The sequence below is a fragment of the Paenibacillus sp. GCM10027626 genome (assembly GCF_042676285.1).
Classification (GTDB): domain Bacteria; phylum Bacillota; class Bacilli; order Paenibacillales; family Paenibacillaceae; genus Paenibacillus_Z.
Window position 1 is genome coordinate 93,356 of record NZ_JBHTHC010000013.1, and the last position, 18,246, is coordinate 111,601.

Consider the following 18,246-nt stretch of genomic DNA (forward strand, 5'->3'; position numbering starts at 1 on the left):
TATTTATTGAAGGGTGGAGGAAGTGGATGGCGCCAAAGGTTTCGGAGGAACACCGGGATTCCAAACGGGCATTAATTATCGAAGCTGCCAAACGGGTATTCATTCGCCAGGGCTACGAGCGTACCACGATGAAGGATGTTGTCGAGGAGGCCGGACTGAGCCGCGGCGGGGTATATTTATATTTTTCCAGCACGGAAGAAATGATGCTGGCGATTATTGATGAAGCAGACAAGTTGAATTTCCGCGATTTTACTCTGCTGTATGAGCAGTACGGTTCGCTATGGAAAGCGCTGGAACAGCTTTTTGAGCTGAATACGCAAGGGATAGAGCAACTGGCTCAAACGATTGTGCCTGTTTTTATCGAATTTCATATCCTGAGCTGGCGTAATGGCAAGCACGCACAGTATACAGCCGAACGATATGAGCGCTCCTTGCAGTATGTCGTCAGTTTGCTCAATAAAGGCGTGGAGCAAGGTGAATTCCGGCCGATTGTTCCGGTTACGGCGATCGCCCAAATGTTTATAAGCTTTCATGATGGGATGTTCATCGGCGTGCTGCAATTAGGAATGAAGAAGTCGGGAGCTCTTGAGCAAATAGATGCACTGAAGCGATCGATTCGATATTTGCTTCAGGTTCAAAATGAAGAAAGGGGATAAATGATGGGGGAGCTATTTCGCAATCCGGCCTTTGTAAAGCTGTTTACAGCATCTTTTGCTTCGCAAATGGGGACGACAATTGGCAATATGGCGTTTGCGTTTTATTTGCTTGACCACTTTGCGAGCCAGCCTTCTTATGCCTCATTTGCAGAATTAATGTATTCCCTGCCGACACTGGTTGTCTTTTTCCTTGTCGGCGTTGCGGCCGACCGGCTGGATCGCCAGCGTATCGCGGAGTATAGCGGCTGGATTCGGCTGGTGCTGACAATTGCACTGTTAGCCTCGGTATATGCAGGGATTTTGCCGCTTGTCTTTACCATTTTATTTTTGCGCAGCGGTGTAGCGAAGTTTTATGCTCCGGCTGAAACCGCGCTGCTGCAAGGCATTATGCCGGAGGAACTCTATGAGCGGGCTGCCGGTTTGAATCAGATGATTTTTGGCGTGTTTATGCTGTTTGGTGTCGGCATGGGAGCGCTCGCCTATACGACGATCGGCATTTATGGGGCGATTATGCTGGACGGCGTGGGATTTATTGTTTCCGCTCTGCTGGTACGTGCTTGTAAAATCGATAAAGCTGTGCGGCAGCCTGCGGGAGAAGCTTCCTGGCGGTCGCTGAACTTGCGCAGCGTGCTAAAGGATTTCTGGACCGGCGTAATCTATGTGCTGCAAAATCGGCTGTTGCTCACGCTCATTATCGGCTTTTTATTATTCGGCCTGCTAAATGGCGCATTTGCTGTACTGCCGATGTTTACAATGAAATATAAACTTGTGCCCGATGCCTATGAGCGATTTATGTCCTTATTTGCCATCTTTTTAGGGGTTGGCTTTATGATAGGCAGTGCGATTGGGGCGGAATTGAGCAAAAGGCTGAAGCCGCATATTGTGATCATACTGAGTTTATTGCTTTTGTCGGGGATGATGGCATTGCTTGGGGTTGTAAATAATGTATGGCTATATTTAAGCCTGGTTTCGCTGGCCGGGATTTTGCTTGCTCCGCTTAATATTGCTATCGGCGGCTGGCTGCCTAAAATCGTAGAACCTGCCATGATGGGGCGGGTGATCGGCCTGACCGACCCAGTGCTGATGTTAGGGCAATCTGTAGCCTTGGGGCTTATATCGCTGCTGTATCCGCAATGGCTGTCACTGCCGCTTATTTATACAGTGCTGGCTGTAGTAGTGCTGCTTGCCTTTATTTTGTATGCTGTGACACTCCCGGGGCTGGCCCGCAGCAGCAATCGCAAGCTGGAGCAGCCCGGGATTAATGGCTAGTGGCTCTGGCTTAGTTCGGCAATACGTTCAGTTGCTTGACCTCGGTACAGACCGCCGTGGTAACAAATGACATTATCGATCGGATACTGCGCTAATGTCTGCAGCGATTGGCGGGCCATTGCCGGATCGACCGTAAAATTCGGATTGGAGCCATACAGCTGACCATCTGCGACAATTAAAGCGTCACCGGCTATTAACGTTCGGCTGCGTTCATGATATAGACTAATATGTCCGGGTGTATGTCCGGGGGTGTCGATTACAGTGATGCCGCCGGCATAGGGCAGCACTTCTCCGCCGGCAATAATTTGGTCGACTTTTGCGGCAGGTGGCTGTTCAAGTGTTGCGCGAAAAGCATTGCGCCATTGGTCCGGAGTTTCCGGCGGCAAAGCGGCGACGGCCCGCTCGATGCTCTCCGCTGTCAGCTTGACCAGCCGCTTATCACCTTGAATATACGGTTGCTCAACCGCGCTGCACATGATGCGAAGAGGCTGCTTTGCTTCCTGGAGCAGGCCTGGCAGATTGCCGATATGATCCAAATCTTGATGGGTCACAATGACAGCTTGCAGCTGCTCAAACGGAACACCGGCTGCCCGGATCGCTTCCCGAATTAAAGGGAGCTGCCCCGGATAGCCGGTGTCTACTAGTACTGCGCAGTCTCCGTCCCACAGCAATGCGGGATAAATCGTCTCCGTTTTTCCCATCATTACGGTTGAAATCTCCAGTATTTCAATTTGTTCGGCTACTCGCATGTCGTTATCCTCCCAAAGCAATAAAGTTCGATCAAAGGATCGTAGTTATCATACTGCTCGAGAGTTGTTTTGTAAATACATTAAATTCTAATCATAACATAAAAATAAATTTTCGTCAAGGTTCTGACTACTTATTTTCCGCTGACAACCCGCGGCATTAATTGTGCCAATTTATCGGGGGGATAAGCGGAATATAGCGTCGATCGAGGTTATAGCTTTTTCAATGCGAAAGCAAGTCTAGCGCGAGGGCCGTAATATGGAATCGGCATAGTTTTTGGGCGAGAGACCCTCCAGCTTTTTGAACAAACGGCTGAAATAATGAAGATCTGCATAACCGACCATTGTACTGATCTGACTGATGGTATAGCTGTCCTCCTGCATGAGCTGCTTGGCCTTTTCTATGCGGATGGCAGTCAAATATTCAATCGGCGTTTTTCCGGTGGCCTGCTTGAACAAGGTGCGAAAATAGTTGGGCGACAAATAGAACTGGCTCGAGAATTCGCTCAGCGGAATATCGTGCATATAATGCTTTTCCATCCAGTGAATCGCTTCATGAATGACATTTTTATGCGGGTGCTGTTTCATAACGCCCTCAGCAGTCGTTAATTCTTCCACTAACAGCGAGATCATATCCAGCATGCAGGCGCGCATCCCCAGATGATAGCCTGAACGGCGGGTCTGAAACAGCTGCAGCATGCGCTGAAACAAGCGGATATAATGCTGTGGCTCCCGGACGATAGTTGTATAAGGGAAAGTGAACCCGTCCAGTTGTGCGACCGGCCGTTCTGCCAATTGCTCCTCTACAGGGATGTAATCCAGTCCCGGATAATCGATGTTTACGTAGACATGATCAGCGGAAAAATCCAGATGCTCTCCCATATAAACAGGATCAAAGTGGACGGCGTAATAATGGAATTCGGGGCCGGCTGGAGCGTAGCAGTGATGCAAGGTATGCGGACGCATGACATGCAGGCAGCCGGCAGTTAGCGTGTAAGGTGCCCCTTCAATAACATAATGGCATGTGCCGCTCACAACAAAAATAATTTCGTAATCATAAATGATGCGCGGAGGAATGCGATAGCTTTCGCTGCTTTTATATTCATGAATATACCGGACATAAGGAGCCAGATTCATAAAATTTACGGCCGCAATAAACTTATTGGCTTGATCGTCGCGCTGAGTCATATCCGGGGAATGCTCCTTTCGGGCAGACATTGCTTCTATATCAGTATACCTTTTTTATGCGATCAGATGAGGTTCACTCCGCTAAGAGCGGGGAAAAAGCCAACTTCCCGGTGTTTTTCTCCAAATACGAGACGGCTGTAATCCCGCATACTGGAAGCAGAAGATGAACAGGAAACTCGGGAGGATGGTTAAACATGACTACGGATAAAAAAACTTATGAGGTTGCGGTATATTATTTTCCCAACTATCATGTTGATCCGCGCAATGAAGCCTGGCATGGCAAGGGCTGGACAGAATGGGAGCTGACGAAGCAGGCCAAGCCGCGCTTTGACGGACACCAGCAGCCGAAAATTCCGCTTTGGGGCTACGAGGATGAGGCCGATCCGGAGGTGATGGCGAAGAAAATAGACGCTGCTGCCGACCACGGCGTTACCGGTTTTATTTTTGACTGGTACTGGTATGAGGACGGGCCGTATTTGCAGCGTGCGCTGGAAGAGGGGTTCTTGAAGGCGCATAATAATGACCGGCTCAACTTTTCCTTGATGTGGGCCAATCATGACTGGGTTGACATTCATCCGGCGCAGCGCAGCCGCCCGTACAATACGTTGTCGGCAGGAACAGTGTCCCGCCAGGCATTCGAATCGGCGACTAATCATATGATCGCCAATTATTTCCACCACCCCTCCTACTGGCGTGTAGAGGGCGGCCTATATTTTTCAATTTATGAACTGATGAGCTTAATTAAAGGGCTTGGTTCTGTAGAGGAAACGCGCGCGGCATTGGCTGATTTTCGTGATCGTGTACGAGCGGCGGAGCTTGGAGAGCTGCATCTGAATGCGGTCGTATGGGGCGAGCAAATTTTGCCGGGCGAGGAAAAGCTGACAGATGTCAACAAATTGCTGGCCGATCTCGGTTTCGACAGCATTACATCGTATGTATGGATTCATCATCATGTCCTGCCGGAGTTCCCGGCCACCGCCTATGAACAATTCCGGAAAGTGAATGCGGAGGATTATGCAAAGTTTACAGATGAGTACGATCTGCCGTACTATCCGAATGTAACGATGGGCTGGGATGCGAGTCCGCGCACGATTCAGACAGACAGCTACGATAATTTGGGCTATCCATTTATGCCGACATTAGGCGGCAATACCCCAGAGCAATTCGAAGAAGCTATGCGCACTATGAAAAGCTTTTTGGATGAGGGGCGCACACAGCCGAAAATCTTTACAGTCAATGCGTGGAACGAATGGACAGAGGGCAGCTATCTTGAACCGGACACTGTGCACGGGATGGCGTACCTGCAAGCCATTCGCAATGTATTTGGCCAGTAGAAACAGCTAACACGCGAAGCAAGAAGTGAAACAACTGGCAAGCAAGCGCATCGGTTGAGAACTCAACTTGCGAGTGCCAGCTGTTTCGGCCAGGAGAGGAGAATAGTCGTACCGCTGCCCGGTGAAGTGAAAACTTCGATATGTCCGCCCATCGCTTCGACCAGCCCTTTCGCTATAGCCATGCCAAGGCCGGAGCCCTCGGAGGCGGCGCCGGTATCCGTACCGCGATAATACCGGTCGAACAAGCGGCTTGCTGTAAGCTCATCCATGCCTCGTCCATTATCGGTGAAATCGATGACGAGCTTATCCGCCTCGTGGTCGAGCCGCACGGAGACAACAAGCTGCGTGCCGGCAGGATTATGCAGCAGGGCATTGGCGGTTAAGTTGAATATAATGCGTTCCAGCCATGGCATATAAAGCTTGATGGTCATCTTATCTTCGGCAGGCTGAAACCGGATATTATCCCGGTTTAGCGGCGGGGCGACAGCGTGAGTCAGTATATTGCGGAGCCATTCATTCAGCTCAAACCGCTCGCCTTCCGGCGGCTCGATGCCTGCATTCAGACGATAGGTCAGCGCAAGATCGTTCATTAATAGATCCATATGGGCGGCCTTGTCGAGAATAATGCGGGAAAATTCGCGTACTTCCTCCGTGCTCCATTGGTAACTATCCTCAGCCAGCATATGAGCGTAGCCCTTTATCGACGATAAAGGCGTTTTCAGATCATGAGTAATGCCCGCGATCCATTCCTCTCTGAGACGATTGTTCTGGCGGCGCAGCTCGGCATTATGCTGCAATGTGCGGGACAATTGCCCGATCGACAGTAAAACCTCGGCAAATACCCGGTATCTCGAGCGCCAGCTGCCTTCGCGGGTACGGCTGCGGGGGATGCTCTTCCGATCCTTTGGTTCTTCATACCTTCCTGAACTGAGTGTATTAAGCCAAGTTAGTATATGGAGCAGCGGTACACCGAAGCGATGCGCATTCCAGATGGAAAGCAGAATAAAGATGACAATGAGCGCGCCGATCATGGACGCGCCGCCGATCAGCAGTGCACGCGTTTCCGCCGGAATCAAATCGGGCTGTCCATCCCGGCCGCCAGCGTAATTGGGCAGGGCGACAATCCACGTATGCCCGGTGCGCTCCTCATACGAGCTGGCATAAAGATAGCCGTATCGGTCGTTGTAACGATTGCGCAGGGCCAAATCCTGGGAAGTGTAATGACCGGCAATCGTTGCCGGCTTATTGTAGCTTGCGATTTCATGGCCGGCTGCATCGATAAGCTGCAGGAATCCTTGCGCTGCAGTCAAGCCGCTGGATAGCTGTTGAGGCATGACCAACTCGCCGGCACCGTTTAACCGGCCCTGATGTACGGCCAGCTCCAGCAGCTGCTTAAGGCGATTGTGGTAACCGTAAATAATCGTATACTCTTTTCCGTCCATAACTTTCACCCACAGCAATATATCGTAGGCAAATGGCTTTCGCTGCTGCCAATAATCAACCAGTTCGCCGGGCGCGTAATGCTTGGGCACGTCGGGCGGTGTATTATACGATTGCTGCACCTCTCCGGCAGGAGACAGCGTCTGAAGCCACCCTTGGCTGGACTTCACTTGTTCTAACAATGCTGGGTCAAAGCGAATGCCTTCCTCATGGAATTCAGAGCGCTCAACGAGCTCCTCCAATCCTACTGCGGCAAAATCTTTGGAAATGCTAATATCCGAGAACCGCTGCAAGATCCAATTCATACCTAGCACAAAAACGATTAATGCGGCCAAGCCGCCTACAGTCATCTGTAAAGTGAAGCGAAGCGCAAGCCGGCGTTTCATACTCATACTGGACGCAGATCCTTATCTGTAATAGGTTGCTTGATGAACTTATACCCTAAGCCGCGCACATTGACGATATATTGCGGATTTGAGGGATCTGCCTCGATGCGTTCGCGAATCCGGCGGATGTGTACCATAACTGTGTTGTCGTCATTGAATGCATCCTCCCCCCAAACCTGCTCGTACAGCTCGCGCTTACTGAAAATACGATTAGGGCGTTCGCATAAAAATAGCAGCAATTGAAAAACAAGCGCTGGACAAGCTACGGTCCTGCCCTCGACTACCAGCTCACCCGCCTCTTTGTACAGTTGAAACCGGCCGAAATCATAGATCGTATCGGGCGCAGAGGCAGGCATCGCGCCGCTTGCCGTCTTGGCAGCAAAATATCGCCGCAGCTGAGAACGGATGCGGGCAACTACCTCTAATGGATTGAAAGGCTTGGCGATATAATCGTCGCCGCCCACGGCAAAGCCTGAAAGCTTGTCAAAGTCCGAGGTTTTGGCGGACAGGAACAGAATCGGCGCATCGGTCAATTGCCGGAAAAATGGAGCGGCATCGATGCCGCTTTGACCCGGCAGCATAACATCCAGCACGATTAGGTCGAACGTCTTGAGCTTGCAGAGCGCTAACGCTTCTTCGGCTGAGCCTGACGTCTCGATCCCCGTAAAGCCTTCCTTTTTCAGTACGGTCTGCAACAGCTGCAATATCGTACGCTCGTCATCGACAAGCAATATGGAAGCATTGTTCATCATGATTTGCGGTTCAGCTCCTTTCACTTATAACGTCTGCCTTATCTAGTTTATCATGAGCAGTCCGCGTTAAGGGACCGTAGACTCTTAACGGAAGCTTAATTTTGTCCAAATTAGCCGCAGCATAATTAAGCTGGCGTACAGTTTCGGTTTAAGTGGGACTAAGAGTAGGGGTGTACAATTTGTACATCAACTGTGAGGGGGCAATTGGAATGAAAAGCAATGATGGAAATCGCCGAAAAAGAGGGCTGCTTAGCGCTGCGGCAGTTATTTTGGCGGCTGCAACAATGATCGGCGGATGCAGCGGCAGCGGCAGCGGCGACGATCGGCAGACGAAGCCGGAGAAAACGGAGGCTGCGGGGAAGACGGAGCCTTCTGACAATACGACCATGGCGAAAATCAAGCCGGAAGATGTGGGGCATGCTATGCTCGAACAAAAATTCGCCGCAATTTACAGCCAGTTTAGCGCAGAATTCAAGCAGCAGTTAAGCGAGCAGGATTTTGCGTCACTGGGAGAGCAGTTTACACAAGGCGTTGACAGCTTCGATCCGGTCTCGTCGATGCGGCTCAATGGCATAGACAAAAGGGGGTGGCTAACCCCGCAGGGAGATCGGGGCATCCAAGCCGTATTCGACACTAACGAGAACATCCTTGGACTGCAGATGCAATATTTCGAGCCGCAGCCCGAGCGGGACAATCAGCTGACAAAGACTGAATTTGACTGGCCCTTCCATGGCGATTACTTCGTATATTGGGGCGGCAACAATCCGTTTATTAATTACCACTACGCGCACGAAAGCCAGCAATATGCATATGATTTGTCGCAGGTTAAAGACGGGATGTCGTATACGGGGGATGCAGCGAGCAATGAAAGCTATTTTGCCTTTGGCCAGGATATTCTTGCCCCTGCCGACGGCACAGTCGTCACTGTCGTAAATGACATTGCAGACAATTCGCCTGTTGGCGTGATGAATGAGAAGGAACCTTTGGGCAATGTGGTTATTATCGACCATGGGAATGGCGAGTACAGCTATCTAGCCCACCTTAAGCAAGGCACGGCAACTGTTCAGAAGGGCGATCAAGTTAAACGAGGGGATGTCATAGGCAAGTTAGGCAATTCCGGCAATTCCAGCGAGCCTCATCTCCACTTCCAAGTGTCGGACGGCGCGGATCTGTACGAATCCAAATCTTTGCCGGTGCGCTGGAAAGACGGCAGCCGGCCGGTGCAGGGAGAAACTGTGTCGGGCAGCTAGTCTGGAATATGCCGGGCGTATTGTGTAAAATGATCTTCCAGAGGATCCGTACAATTGCTATCTGCACCGCGCGCAGCTCCCAGCGCGCGGTGGGGCGATTGGCGGTTGATGGAGGAGATGCGAATGATTGAGATCGGTCTGACAGGCTGGGGCGATCATGATGAGCTTTATGCGCCGGGAGTGAAAGCAGGAGACAAGCTGGGGATATATGCGAAGCATTACCCGGTTGTTGAAATAGACGCGACATTTTATGCTATCCATGCAGCCGATACTTGCAGGAAATGGGCGGAAAATACACCGCCTGGCTTCAGCTTTGTCGTCAAAGCCTACAAAGGATTGACAGGGCATGAGCGCAAGCCGCAGCGGCAAACGGCGGCAGCGGAGCAGGCAGAGAATAAGCAGCTGGCTTCATTGATGGAAGCCTTTATCGAATCGATACAGTCGTTGCGTGAGGCCGGAAAGCTAAAGGCGGTGCTGTTTCAGTACCCGCCTTGGTTTGATTGTACCCGCCTCAATGTGGAGACACTGCGCGCTACAAAGCAATTGCTGGGCCAATTGCCTGCTGCGCTCGAATTTAGGCATAGCAGTTGGTTCTCGGAAGCTTACGCCGCCCGCACCTTGAGCTTTATGCGGAGTGAAGGCTGGATTCATAGCGTCTGTGACGAGCCGCAGGTTGAGCCTCATTCTGTTCCTGCTGTGCTGCAGGCTACGGACGAGCGGTTAACGATTGTGCGGATGCATGGGCGCAATGTGGAGGGCTGGAGCAAAAAAGGCAATGCCGATTGGCGCGAGGTTCGCTATTTATACAGGTATAGCCGGGAAGAGCTGCTGGAATGGAAGAATTGGCTTGCCGAGCTGCAGCGGCAGAGCACAGAGATTTGCGTGCTGTTTAACAACAATTCCGGCGGCGACGCAGCAAGCAATGCCAAAATGTTGATGGAGCTGCTGGGGATGCCGACTGTGCCGATGGCGCCGAAACAGATAGAGCTTTTTTAGCCGCGCCAGGAAAGGGAAGAGAAATTCAATTTGGCGAATGCAGTCAATGCCAGACATAATTGCTGAACGAGTGTCGCAAAATAGAGCTGTCACCACGTTGACAAAGACAACTGTAACTGATATTATTACAGTACAAAGCGGGGTGCCTTTTATTCATGAACAGCGAGTTTACAATAGCGGTGCATAGTTTGGTTTATTTGGCTTATTTGCCGGAGCGGATGGCTTCCAGCGAAGCGATTGCCGACAATGTGTCGACGAACCCGGCTAGAATCCGTAAAGTGATGAGCTGCTTGCGCAAAGGCGGCTATGTAGCGACACGAGAAGGAGCGGGTGGCGGCTATCGGCTGACACTTGATCCGTCACTAGTCAATCTTGCCGATGTTTACCGGCTTTTAGCCCAAGGATCTGTTATTCCGAGCTGGTGCTCTGGCGATCCTGATATGGATTGCGTCGTCGGGTCACATATGCGCGATGTAATGAATAGCATCTTCTGCAAGGCTGAAAAGCAGCTTGAAGCTTATTTTGCCGGTATTACAGTAGCCGATGTGCTAAAACAAATCCGGGATTGCGGCGAGTGTTAGTGTTCTGTGTTTGCCTGCTGAATAACGCTTTGTGCCAAGTGAAATTGGTGTGATGGGTTTCCCTTCTCATACAAAGGAAAACAATAACGGAGAGGAATGATAGAAAATGGCAGCAGTAGCATTGACAAAAGATTCTTTTCAACAAAATGTTGAGAGCGGCGTAACGCTGGTCGATTTCTGGGCGCCATGGTGCGGCCCTTGCAAAATGCAGCTTCCAATCATCGAGGAATTGTCCGAAGAGATGGGTGCTCAAGCGAAAATCGCTAAAATCAACGTAGACGAAGAGCCGGAATTGGCTTCCCAATTCGGCGTTATGAGTATCCCTACATTGATTCTGTTCAAAGACGGTCAACCAGTTGACAAAATGGTCGGCCTGAAATCGAAAGACGACCTGAAATCAAAAATTGAAGGTCAGCTGTAAGGTTAACTTGCAGCAACCGGGCTGCCTCTCTGAGGCGGCTTTTTTTAATGTAATAGTGCGCGGCTTCAAACTGGACCTGGCCTAACTTGCAGATTCGTGACCACCACGGGGTTTGACAGCCTCCTGGCGCATGAACGAACGCTAACGGATGTAACGGCCGCTATTTTCTGAATCGTTATTCGGGCAAAATGGAGCTTTTTAATTTTCTAACGAATCTGGGGAACGCTATTTGGCAAAATAAAGAGGAATCAGGCAATATTTCACCCCAATAACGATTGTGAGATTCGTTAAAATTTTTATGGCGCCATTTTTGTGACGATAACGATTGTCTAGTTCGTTAGCTCCTGTTGCACCGGACTGTGGCGTTAGAATGTTCTGAAAAAAAGAAGGTGGGAATAAGGCATGTTTGATCCGACTGTATTTGATAATTTGAAAGTTGCCTTTGAAAATGAACTGTATGATCTGGATAATCTGGAGCAGCGCATTGTTATTTCCGGCCGAAAGGATACGGTAGAGCTTTCCGTTATGGAGCGCGAATTCAGGCTGCACTTCCATCTTGCCGGCCAGCCCGAAATTAGCGCGGAGATTAGCATGCACATGTCACTGAAGGACCTGGCCGCGGAAATTTTGGAGCAGCCCGGGACGGAGCCAGGCTGTGCGCTGTCGATATTTTTCTATATGACGGTGATGGAGGAGCAGGAGCAGTGCAGCCGGATCGACAAGGTTTTAAAAGAAATATGGGAACCTTCAGTCTCCATTCGCCAGACGCTAAGCCATCTATATGGGCATCGGCAGGCAGGTTGGAGCAATGCGGTTGAGCTGAGCTTTCATAGACAGATCAATGAAGAGCAGATGGGCGATATCCCTGAATTGGCCCGGCATATGCTGGAGTCTTTGGAGATGCTAAAAAAATGTTTTTCACCTGATTGACGTTCCAGCCGGGTGGGTTGGCGCGTTTTTTCGTTCCGTTGCACTGCGGTGTGAAGGGCTTCTCTTCACATCTATTGTCATTTTTATGGGAAGCATGCCAGTAACAGTCTATTGCCAGCCTAATTCTAAATTTTTTTTAAAAAAGATAGGGCATGCCTCGCAACCTTTACCGCTTATGCCGCGTTTAGGATGGCAGAAGTGCAAATTATGGTAGGGGGTAATTGTGAAATGGCAAAACGGAATAAACGTAAACAACGATGGTTAGTCACAATCTCTGCTGCAGTCGCATTAACTTCAGTCGTACCGGTAGCATATGCCGATAAAGCAGTAACTGATCCACGCGTATCCGTGGCAGTGAAAGAAGGGGCTGAATCGACGATGCCTGCAGATCCGGGAAGCGCTGCGCCGGTCAAAGCGACAATCACGAAGGAAAAGGCAGTAGCCTTAGCGAAAAATTATGTCAGCATACCTGACGACTATAAGCTTCAAAGCGTCAATCTTTATACGACGAGCGGGGAATATGCCAATAATAAAAACGTATGGAATCTAACCTTTGTCAAAATGGTCAACGGCAAGCATAAGGGCAGCATTGACACTAGCATTGATGCGGATAACGGCAGCCTGATCGGCTTTTCTTCCTATATTGACGATCCGGGGGCCAAGCCGTCATACCCGCTGAAGGTGGATCGGGCAAAGGCGGACGAAATCGCGCAGTCGTTTATTGCCAAAATCTCGCCTAAATTAAAAGGGCAGATTCAAGCAGACGCTGACTATGGCGCAGCCGACAAGCCGCCGTTAAACGGACAGTTCCGCCATTCCTTACGCTATAATCGCGTCATCGACGGACTGCCGTTTATGGAAAATTACATTATGGTGGATGTCGATAGCGAAGGCCGGGTGCTGAGCTATAATGTGTCATGGAATGAAAATTTGAAAATCACGCCGCTCAAGCCGGGAATCTCCAAGGACGAAGCACTGGCCAAAATTAAAGCTTCCTTAAAGCCGGAGTTGGCCTACTACATTCCGTATGCGATGAAACAGCCGCGCAAGCCGCAGCTCGCGTATGAAATGCCAGCCCTGTCGCTTGACGCCGTCACAGGCCAAGTGAAGGAAGCTTATGACCGCTCTAGCCAGCTGGCAGAGAAGCCGATAGCCGACAAAGCGCTTGGCAGCAAGCCGGCGGCGGCTAAAAACTTGACGCGCGAAGAGGCGGAAAAAATTGTGCGCGGGCAATTTGCCATTCCGGCGAACGCTGTCGAGGCAAATTCCAGCTACAACGAGTACAAGGATGAGAATACAGGCATAACAACCTCAAGCTGGAATATAAGCTGGACGATCAAGGACGGCGACAAGGAAATCGGCAGTGTACATGCGTCTGTAGACAGCAATACAGGCTTCATTAACAGCTTCAATTCCTACAATTGGGAGAGGGAGCAAAATAATAAAAGCGACAAGCGGATTGCTTACAAGGATGCCCGCAATACGGCGGTGGAGCTCGTGAAAAAACAGCTGCCATGGCTGGCCGATCAGCTTTATATGTATGAGCTGGGCGATGAAGAGATAAAGAAAATCGATGAGCAGCAGTATGGCAACATCTCCTTCCAATTTGTACGCAAGGTGGCCGGCGCACGGGTGGATTACGATAATGTCAATGTTTCCGTCGATGCGTATACCGGAGAGGTGCGCGACTTTTATGCAAGTGTTTCGCCATTTGAATATGCGAGCAAGCTGCCGGCTGTCATCGATCGCGATAAAGCAGTCGCTGCATGGATGGACTACTATAAGCTGGAATTGACTTATGTCTCGGAGACGCAGTACCGGTTCAATGGCCAGCCGATCCCGATTGAAAAATATAATTTAATGCTCGCTTCCGGCGATCCGCAAGTGGGAAAAGTTGAAGCTGATTCACAATTTTCGCTCGTCTATCGTCTTGTACCGAAGCCGATTGACGAAGGGGTGTACCTGGATGCGCAAACCGGCGAATGGCGCAATCGCGAGACGGGTGAGCGAACTTCGCTTGAGAAGCCGCATGCAGCGGATATTGAGGGACACTGGGCACAACGCGAGCTGCAGCTTATGGTCGATTACAAAGCGCTTGATGTGGTAGATGGCAAGGTTCGCCCTAATCAGGTCATCACAAGAGGCGAGCTGATAAAAATGCTCGTACTGGCTATGAATAGCGGGCGCCAGCCGCGGCCGTTTGAAGGAGAAACTGCAGCAAAAGCCGATTTCAAAGATGTCAGCGCGGATTCCGGCTACTTCGTCTACGTGCAAAATGCGCTGCAGCAAAATCTGATCGATGTCGGCGACGGCACCTTTAATCCGGAAGCGAAAGTAGACCGCGGCGAAATGGCGGAGCTGATTGTGCGGGCGCTTGGCTACAATCCGCTGGCTGAGCATAGCGAGCTGTTCAAGATCGACTTTAAGGATGCGGACAAAACGAAGCAAAAAGGGCAAGCGGCGATCGTCGTTGGTCTGGGCATTATGAGTCTGAAGGATGGCAAATTTAGCCCCGAGCGCGATGTAACGCGTGCTGAAGCGGCTACAGCGTTTTTCCGTTACCTGTCTGTTCAGGCAGACCTGAAGGAAGCGCCTTTGCGCAATTAATAAGGATAGGATGAGCGGTCATGCGGGAAGGATAACTTCTTGCATGGCCGCTTTTTTAACGATCTTCCGAAAGAAGTCTCCATCTTCAAGCATGTGAAGGGGCGTAGCCCAATGATAAGGTGGAGATGAATTTCGGTTTGGTGCAGCCAAAATCATTACTTTGTATCTTTGGTTTGTTATAATCATTCCTATCAAGTATAGCAACTGATATAACAGTGAAGTTAAATCGTAATTATCATTCCGTGTTCTTGCTGTATTACTTGTTGTGGAGTGATAAAGAAGTACATCGAAAACCAGGGGATGAAGTGAGGTGAAAGGAGATGGCCAACAAAGCTTATAAGTTCCGCTTGTATCCAACGGAAGAACAAGCCTCCCTGATCCATAAAACGTTCGGTTGCGTTCGCTTTGTGTATAATAAAATGCTAGCTGAACGCAAGGAAACATACGAACAATTCAAGGACGACAAAGCAGCTTTGAAAAAGCAGAAACTCCCTACTCCCGCCAAGTACAAAGAGGAGTTCGGTTGGCTGAAAGAAGTCGATTCGTTAGCCTTGGCAAACGCACAGCTCAACTTGCAGGAGGCTTACAAAAACTTCTTTAGTGGGACGGCCGACTTCCCGGCATTCAAAAGTAAGAAGGCGAGAAAATCGTATACAACCAATGTGGTCAACGGAAACATCAAGCTTATGGACGGTTATATCCAATTACCCAAACTGAAACAGGTGAAGATCAAACAGCACAGAAAAATTCCTGCTGAACACATTATTAAATCATGTACCATCTCGATGACAGCGACGGGAAAATACTATGTGTCCATTCTGACGGAATATGAGGCCAAGATCACGCCCAAACAAATCGAAACGGTTGTCGGATTAGACTTTGCCATGGCTGAACTGTATGTCGATAGTGAGGGTGAGAAAGCCAATTACCCTCAATTCTATCGCCGGACATTAGAGCGATTAGCCAAAGCACAATGCGTTCTATCCAGACGGAAGAAGGGTTCCTCACGTTGGAATAAACAACGGATAGCCGTTGCCAAGATTCATGAGAAAATCGCGAACCAACGCAAGGACTTTCTGCACAAAAAGTCCTACCAACTCGCCCAAACCTATGATGGTGTGGCGATCGAAGACCTGAATATGAAGGGCATGTCTCGGGCGCTCAACTTCGGCAAAAGCGTTGCCGATAATGGGTGGGGCATGTTCACCACATTCCTTGACTACAAGTTAGCCGAACAAGGAAAGCAGCTGATCAAAATCGACAAATGGTTTCCATCGTCCAAAACCTGTTCCTGTTGCGGTCAGGTAAAGGAATCCTTATCGTTATCCGAGCGTACATTTCGCTGCGAATGCGGTTTTGTGTCCGATCGGGATTGGAACGCTGCGATCAATATCAAAAATGAAGGATTACGGTTGTTGACGTAATTCATCTCCAGAGCATGGTTCAGGCTCGATAGCTAAGTCAATTTCGTACCATTAGGTGCGATTACCTTAGAAGCCCCCACCTCTAAGTGGTAGCGTAGGTGGAGGTAGTTCACACCAAATTTAACTTTATTTTTCCGGCAGCGTTTCCTATGATGAGAGAAAAATGTTTAGCGATTAGAAACGAGGATTAGAGAAAATGAAGTGCATTTTATATATTGAGGACGATGTTGAAATTGGCCAGTGGACGAAAGAGGATTTGCAGCGGCGCGGGTATAAGGTGGACTGGTTGACCAGTGGCGAAGAGGCGCCGGAACGTGTGCTAGCCGCCGATCTGGTCATCCTGGATGTCATGCTGCCGGGGCTGGATGGGTTTACAGTCGGACGCCGTCTTAAGCAGGAGGCGCCGGAAGTGCCGATTCTGATGCTGTCGGCGCGCACCTCTGTAGACGATAAGCTGCATGGCCTGCATTTTGCCGACGATTATTTGACCAAACCGTTTCACCCTGACGAGCTTGCTGCCCGCATTGAGGTGCTGCTGCGCCGCTTTGCGCCGGTAGAGCAGGAGATCAGGCTTGGGCATATTACTATTATGCCTAAGCTGCAAACCGTTATTGACAACCGTTCATCCGCTGAAGTTCCGCTGACGGCCAAGCAGTGGCAAATTTTGCTCTTTTTTGTGCAGCATCCTAATCAAATTTTGACCAAAGAGCAAATTTACGAGGCGGTGTGGGAGGAGCCCTTTATGGAAGGGGACAAAACTGTGATGGTGCATATCCGCTATTTGCGGGAGAAAATCGAGCTTAATCCGGGAGAGCCGACAATTATCGAAACGATTCGCGGTCTGGGCTACCGGGTGAAGCAATGAGGCGGCTTACCCTACGCGGCTCTTTGTTGAGTAAGTATGCGCTTATTATTGTATGCGCCATGCTGCTGCTGCCGCTCATGTTTCCGCTAGTCACCATACTGGTCTATTATCCGTTCATGTTAAGTGAGCAAGGCGGCGGCGACCGCTACCAAGACGGAAAGGCGCTGGAAGCGATGTGGCACAAGGAGGCCCGGCTGCTCTCGGTCTCTGATACCGATGAAATCGACAAGCGGCTGCGGGAGCTGAAGCGGCAATATGAGAAAGCTGCGATGTTCTGGGTCGATGAGCGCGGCGCAACCCGTTTGCGCCTGCCGGATAACCTTGAGCTGCCGGAGCAGTGGACGCCTGCTTATACCATTCAATTTATGAAGCAGCGCTTCGGCGGCGATCCGTTTACGATTGTAGCTTTTATAGGCGCAGAGCAGCAGGGCGCGTTTATGGTGTTTGAGCTGCCGCGGCAATATATGCAAGCGGACATGGTACAGGGCCGGGAAAGATATAACGTGATATTTTTAATTGGGTCGCTGTTTATATTGGGCTTATTTTTATTTGTGTCCTTCATGTTCTTTTACCGTATCCGCAAACGGCTGGTACGCCTGCAGCAGGCGATGACCACACCGACAGAGCATGGCATCCCTGCCGAGGTTGAAGTGCTTAATGACGATGAAATCGGGCGTTTGGAGCAGGCGTTCAATAGTATGATCCTCCAGCTGGAAGCGGGACGCCGGCGCGAGGCGCAGGACGAGGCGCTGCGGCGCGAGCTCATCGCCAAGCTGTCGCATGACCTGCGTACACCGCTGACAACGATCCGCGGCCATGCTTTCGGTCTGCGTCAAGAATCGCTGACAGCCAAAGGGGAGCAATCGCTGGCGCTTGTCGAGCGCAAAATTGATTATTTGGGCCAACTGATTGAGAACCTGTTTTCTTATGCGCTGCTGTCGGCAGGCAAATATCCTTATCATCCCCGCAAGGTAGACATTGTTCGCATGACGCGGACGCTGCTGGCCGGCTGGTTTCCGGTATTTGAGGAGCAGCAGTTCCAGATTGAGCTCGAGCTGCCGGAACAATCGCTCTATTGGGAGGTTGATCCGTCCTGGCTTGAGCGGGTGCTGGACAACTTTTTTCAAAATGTGCTGCGTCATGCCAAGGAAGGGCGCTATATTGGTGTAGCCGTTACTGCAGAAGCGGGAGGGCGGATTCTGATTCGCGACCGGGGACCGGGAATGAGCGGCAGCTCAGCGGAAAAGGGGGCTGGCCTGGGGCTTTCGATCGTCCAGTTTATGCTGAAGGAAATGCAGCTCCATTATGAGGTTGAGACTGGCCAAGGCGGCACGGCCATTCAAATTATGCCGCGCAAATTTTAAACGCGATTTAAACGTCATCGCGCCTCACCTTTAAACT

General features: G+C 50.3%; 16 protein-coding genes. 12 read left to right on the forward strand and 4 right to left on the reverse strand.

The window, feature by feature from the left end; all coding sequences use genetic code 11:
* Positions 1–26 precede the first annotated feature (26 nt).
* The gene (locus ACFQ0N_RS23370; RefSeq protein WP_379330773.1) at positions 27–656 is read left to right on the forward strand and encodes a TetR/AcrR family transcriptional regulator; all 630 of its coding nucleotides are present in this window, start codon (positions 27–29) and stop codon (positions 654–656) included.
* A gap of 3 nt (positions 657–659) precedes the next feature.
* Entirely contained in the window at positions 660–1,925 is a 1,266-nt protein-coding gene (locus tag ACFQ0N_RS23375; RefSeq protein ID WP_379330775.1) for an MFS transporter, read from the forward strand.
* Here the strand turns inward: ACFQ0N_RS23375 and ACFQ0N_RS23380 are convergent.
* Both ACFQ0N_RS23380 and ACFQ0N_RS23385 read right to left on the reverse strand, forming a co-directional pair.
* Positions 1,922–2,674, reverse strand: coding sequence for an MBL fold metallo-hydrolase (locus ACFQ0N_RS23380; protein ID WP_379330777.1), 753 nt, complete (start codon positions 2,672–2,674; stop codon positions 1,922–1,924). The two genes, ACFQ0N_RS23375 and ACFQ0N_RS23380, sit on opposite strands and share 4 nt — an antisense overlap.
* A 237-nt stretch (positions 2,675–2,911) precedes the next feature.
* A complete protein-coding gene (locus tag ACFQ0N_RS23385; protein WP_379330779.1) occupies positions 2,912–3,859 on the reverse strand; it encodes an AraC family transcriptional regulator in 948 nt (315 codons plus the stop codon).
* 194 nt (positions 3,860–4,053) lie between these two features.
* On the opposite strand from ACFQ0N_RS23385, the gene ACFQ0N_RS23390 reads away from it, so the two are divergent.
* The gene (locus ACFQ0N_RS23390) at positions 4,054–5,193 is read left to right on the forward strand and encodes a glycosyltransferase WbsX family protein (protein ID WP_379330781.1); all 1,140 of its coding nucleotides are present in this window, start codon (positions 4,054–4,056) and stop codon (positions 5,191–5,193) included.
* Between the two features lie 62 nt (positions 5,194–5,255).
* Here the strand turns inward: ACFQ0N_RS23390 and ACFQ0N_RS23395 are convergent, their stop codons facing one another.
* Together ACFQ0N_RS23395 and ACFQ0N_RS23400 are read right to left on the reverse strand one after the other, a co-directional pair.
* Positions 5,256–7,025 carry a sensor histidine kinase gene (locus tag ACFQ0N_RS23395; protein WP_379330783.1) on the reverse strand — a complete coding sequence of 590 codons (1,770 nt, stop codon included), beginning with the start codon at positions 7,023–7,025 and terminating at the stop codon, positions 5,256–5,258.
* On the reverse strand, positions 7,022–7,768 hold the full coding sequence (locus ACFQ0N_RS23400; protein ID WP_379331054.1) for a response regulator transcription factor: 747 nt from the start codon (positions 7,766–7,768) through the stop codon (positions 7,022–7,024). Before ACFQ0N_RS23400 ends, ACFQ0N_RS23395 begins: the two co-directional genes overlap by 4 nt.
* A gap of 212 nt (positions 7,769–7,980) precedes the next feature.
* On the opposite strand from ACFQ0N_RS23400, the gene ACFQ0N_RS23405 reads away from it, so the two are divergent.
* The 9 genes from ACFQ0N_RS23405 (at position 7,981) to ACFQ0N_RS23445 (ending at position 18,209) form a co-directional block, all read left to right on the forward strand.
* Positions 7,981–9,021, forward strand: coding sequence for a peptidoglycan DD-metalloendopeptidase family protein (locus ACFQ0N_RS23405; protein WP_379330785.1), 1,041 nt, complete (start codon positions 7,981–7,983; stop codon positions 9,019–9,021).
* Positions 9,022–9,144: 123 nt separating this feature from the next.
* Positions 9,145–10,017: a DUF72 domain-containing protein gene (locus ACFQ0N_RS23410; RefSeq protein WP_379330787.1), complete on the forward strand. Its 873-nt coding sequence runs from the start codon at positions 9,145–9,147 to the stop codon at positions 10,015–10,017.
* Between the two features lie 155 nt (positions 10,018–10,172).
* Positions 10,173–10,598, forward strand: coding sequence for an RrF2 family transcriptional regulator (locus ACFQ0N_RS23415; RefSeq protein WP_379330789.1), 426 nt, complete (start codon positions 10,173–10,175; stop codon positions 10,596–10,598).
* Between the two features lie 106 nt (positions 10,599–10,704).
* Positions 10,705–11,019 carry a thioredoxin gene (gene trxA, locus ACFQ0N_RS23420; protein ID WP_379330791.1) on the forward strand — a complete coding sequence of 105 codons (315 nt, stop codon included), beginning with the start codon at positions 10,705–10,707 and terminating at the stop codon, positions 11,017–11,019.
* 402 nt (positions 11,020–11,421) lie between these two features.
* On the forward strand, positions 11,422–11,949 hold the full coding sequence (locus ACFQ0N_RS23425) for a hypothetical protein (protein WP_379330793.1): 528 nt from the start codon (positions 11,422–11,424) through the stop codon (positions 11,947–11,949).
* Positions 11,950–12,177: 228 nt separating this feature from the next.
* A complete protein-coding gene (locus ACFQ0N_RS23430) occupies positions 12,178–14,556 on the forward strand; it encodes an S-layer homology domain-containing protein (protein WP_379330796.1) in 2,379 nt (792 codons plus the stop codon).
* A gap of 320 nt (positions 14,557–14,876) precedes the next feature.
* Positions 14,877–15,980 carry an RNA-guided endonuclease TnpB family protein gene (locus ACFQ0N_RS23435; protein WP_379330798.1) on the forward strand — a complete coding sequence of 368 codons (1,104 nt, stop codon included), beginning with the start codon at positions 14,877–14,879 and terminating at the stop codon, positions 15,978–15,980.
* Positions 15,981–16,176: 196 nt separating this feature from the next.
* Positions 16,177–16,845 (forward strand): response regulator transcription factor, encoded by a 669-nt coding sequence (locus ACFQ0N_RS23440; protein ID WP_379330800.1) that lies wholly within the window; start codon positions 16,177–16,179, stop codon positions 16,843–16,845.
* 26 nt (positions 16,846–16,871) lie between these two features.
* Positions 16,872–18,209 (forward strand): sensor histidine kinase, encoded by a 1,338-nt coding sequence (locus tag ACFQ0N_RS23445; RefSeq protein WP_379330802.1) that lies wholly within the window; start codon positions 16,872–16,874, stop codon positions 18,207–18,209.
* Positions 18,210–18,246 lie beyond the last annotated feature (37 nt).

Coding starts and splice junctions, on each gene's coding strand:
- ACFQ0N_RS23370 (WP_379330773.1), top strand. CDS start 27: ATGGCGCCAAAGGTTTCGGAGGAACACCGGGATTCCAAACGGGCATTA.
- ACFQ0N_RS23375 (WP_379330775.1), top strand. CDS start 660: ATGGGGGAGCTATTTCGCAATCCGGCCTTTGTAAAGCTGTTTACAGCA.
- ACFQ0N_RS23380 (WP_379330777.1), bottom strand. CDS start 2,674: ATGCGAGTAGCCGAACAAATTGAAATACTGGAGATTTCAACCGTAATG.
- ACFQ0N_RS23385 (WP_379330779.1), bottom strand. CDS start 3,859: ATGACTCAGCGCGACGATCAAGCCAATAAGTTTATTGCGGCCGTAAAT.
- ACFQ0N_RS23390 (WP_379330781.1), top strand. CDS start 4,054: ATGACTACGGATAAAAAAACTTATGAGGTTGCGGTATATTATTTTCCC.
- ACFQ0N_RS23395 (WP_379330783.1), bottom strand. CDS start 7,025: ATGAGTATGAAACGCCGGCTTGCGCTTCGCTTCACTTTACAGATGACT.
- ACFQ0N_RS23400 (WP_379331054.1), bottom strand. CDS start 7,768: ATGAACAATGCTTCCATATTGCTTGTCGATGACGAGCGTACGATATTG.
- ACFQ0N_RS23405 (WP_379330785.1), top strand. CDS start 7,981: ATGAAAAGCAATGATGGAAATCGCCGAAAAAGAGGGCTGCTTAGCGCT.
- ACFQ0N_RS23410 (WP_379330787.1), top strand. CDS start 9,145: ATGATTGAGATCGGTCTGACAGGCTGGGGCGATCATGATGAGCTTTAT.
- ACFQ0N_RS23415 (WP_379330789.1), top strand. CDS start 10,173: ATGAACAGCGAGTTTACAATAGCGGTGCATAGTTTGGTTTATTTGGCT.
- trxA (WP_379330791.1), top strand. CDS start 10,705: ATGGCAGCAGTAGCATTGACAAAAGATTCTTTTCAACAAAATGTTGAG.
- ACFQ0N_RS23425 (WP_379330793.1), top strand. CDS start 11,422: ATGTTTGATCCGACTGTATTTGATAATTTGAAAGTTGCCTTTGAAAAT.
- ACFQ0N_RS23430 (WP_379330796.1), top strand. CDS start 12,178: ATGGCAAAACGGAATAAACGTAAACAACGATGGTTAGTCACAATCTCT.
- ACFQ0N_RS23435 (WP_379330798.1), top strand. CDS start 14,877: ATGGCCAACAAAGCTTATAAGTTCCGCTTGTATCCAACGGAAGAACAA.
- ACFQ0N_RS23440 (WP_379330800.1), top strand. CDS start 16,177: ATGAAGTGCATTTTATATATTGAGGACGATGTTGAAATTGGCCAGTGG.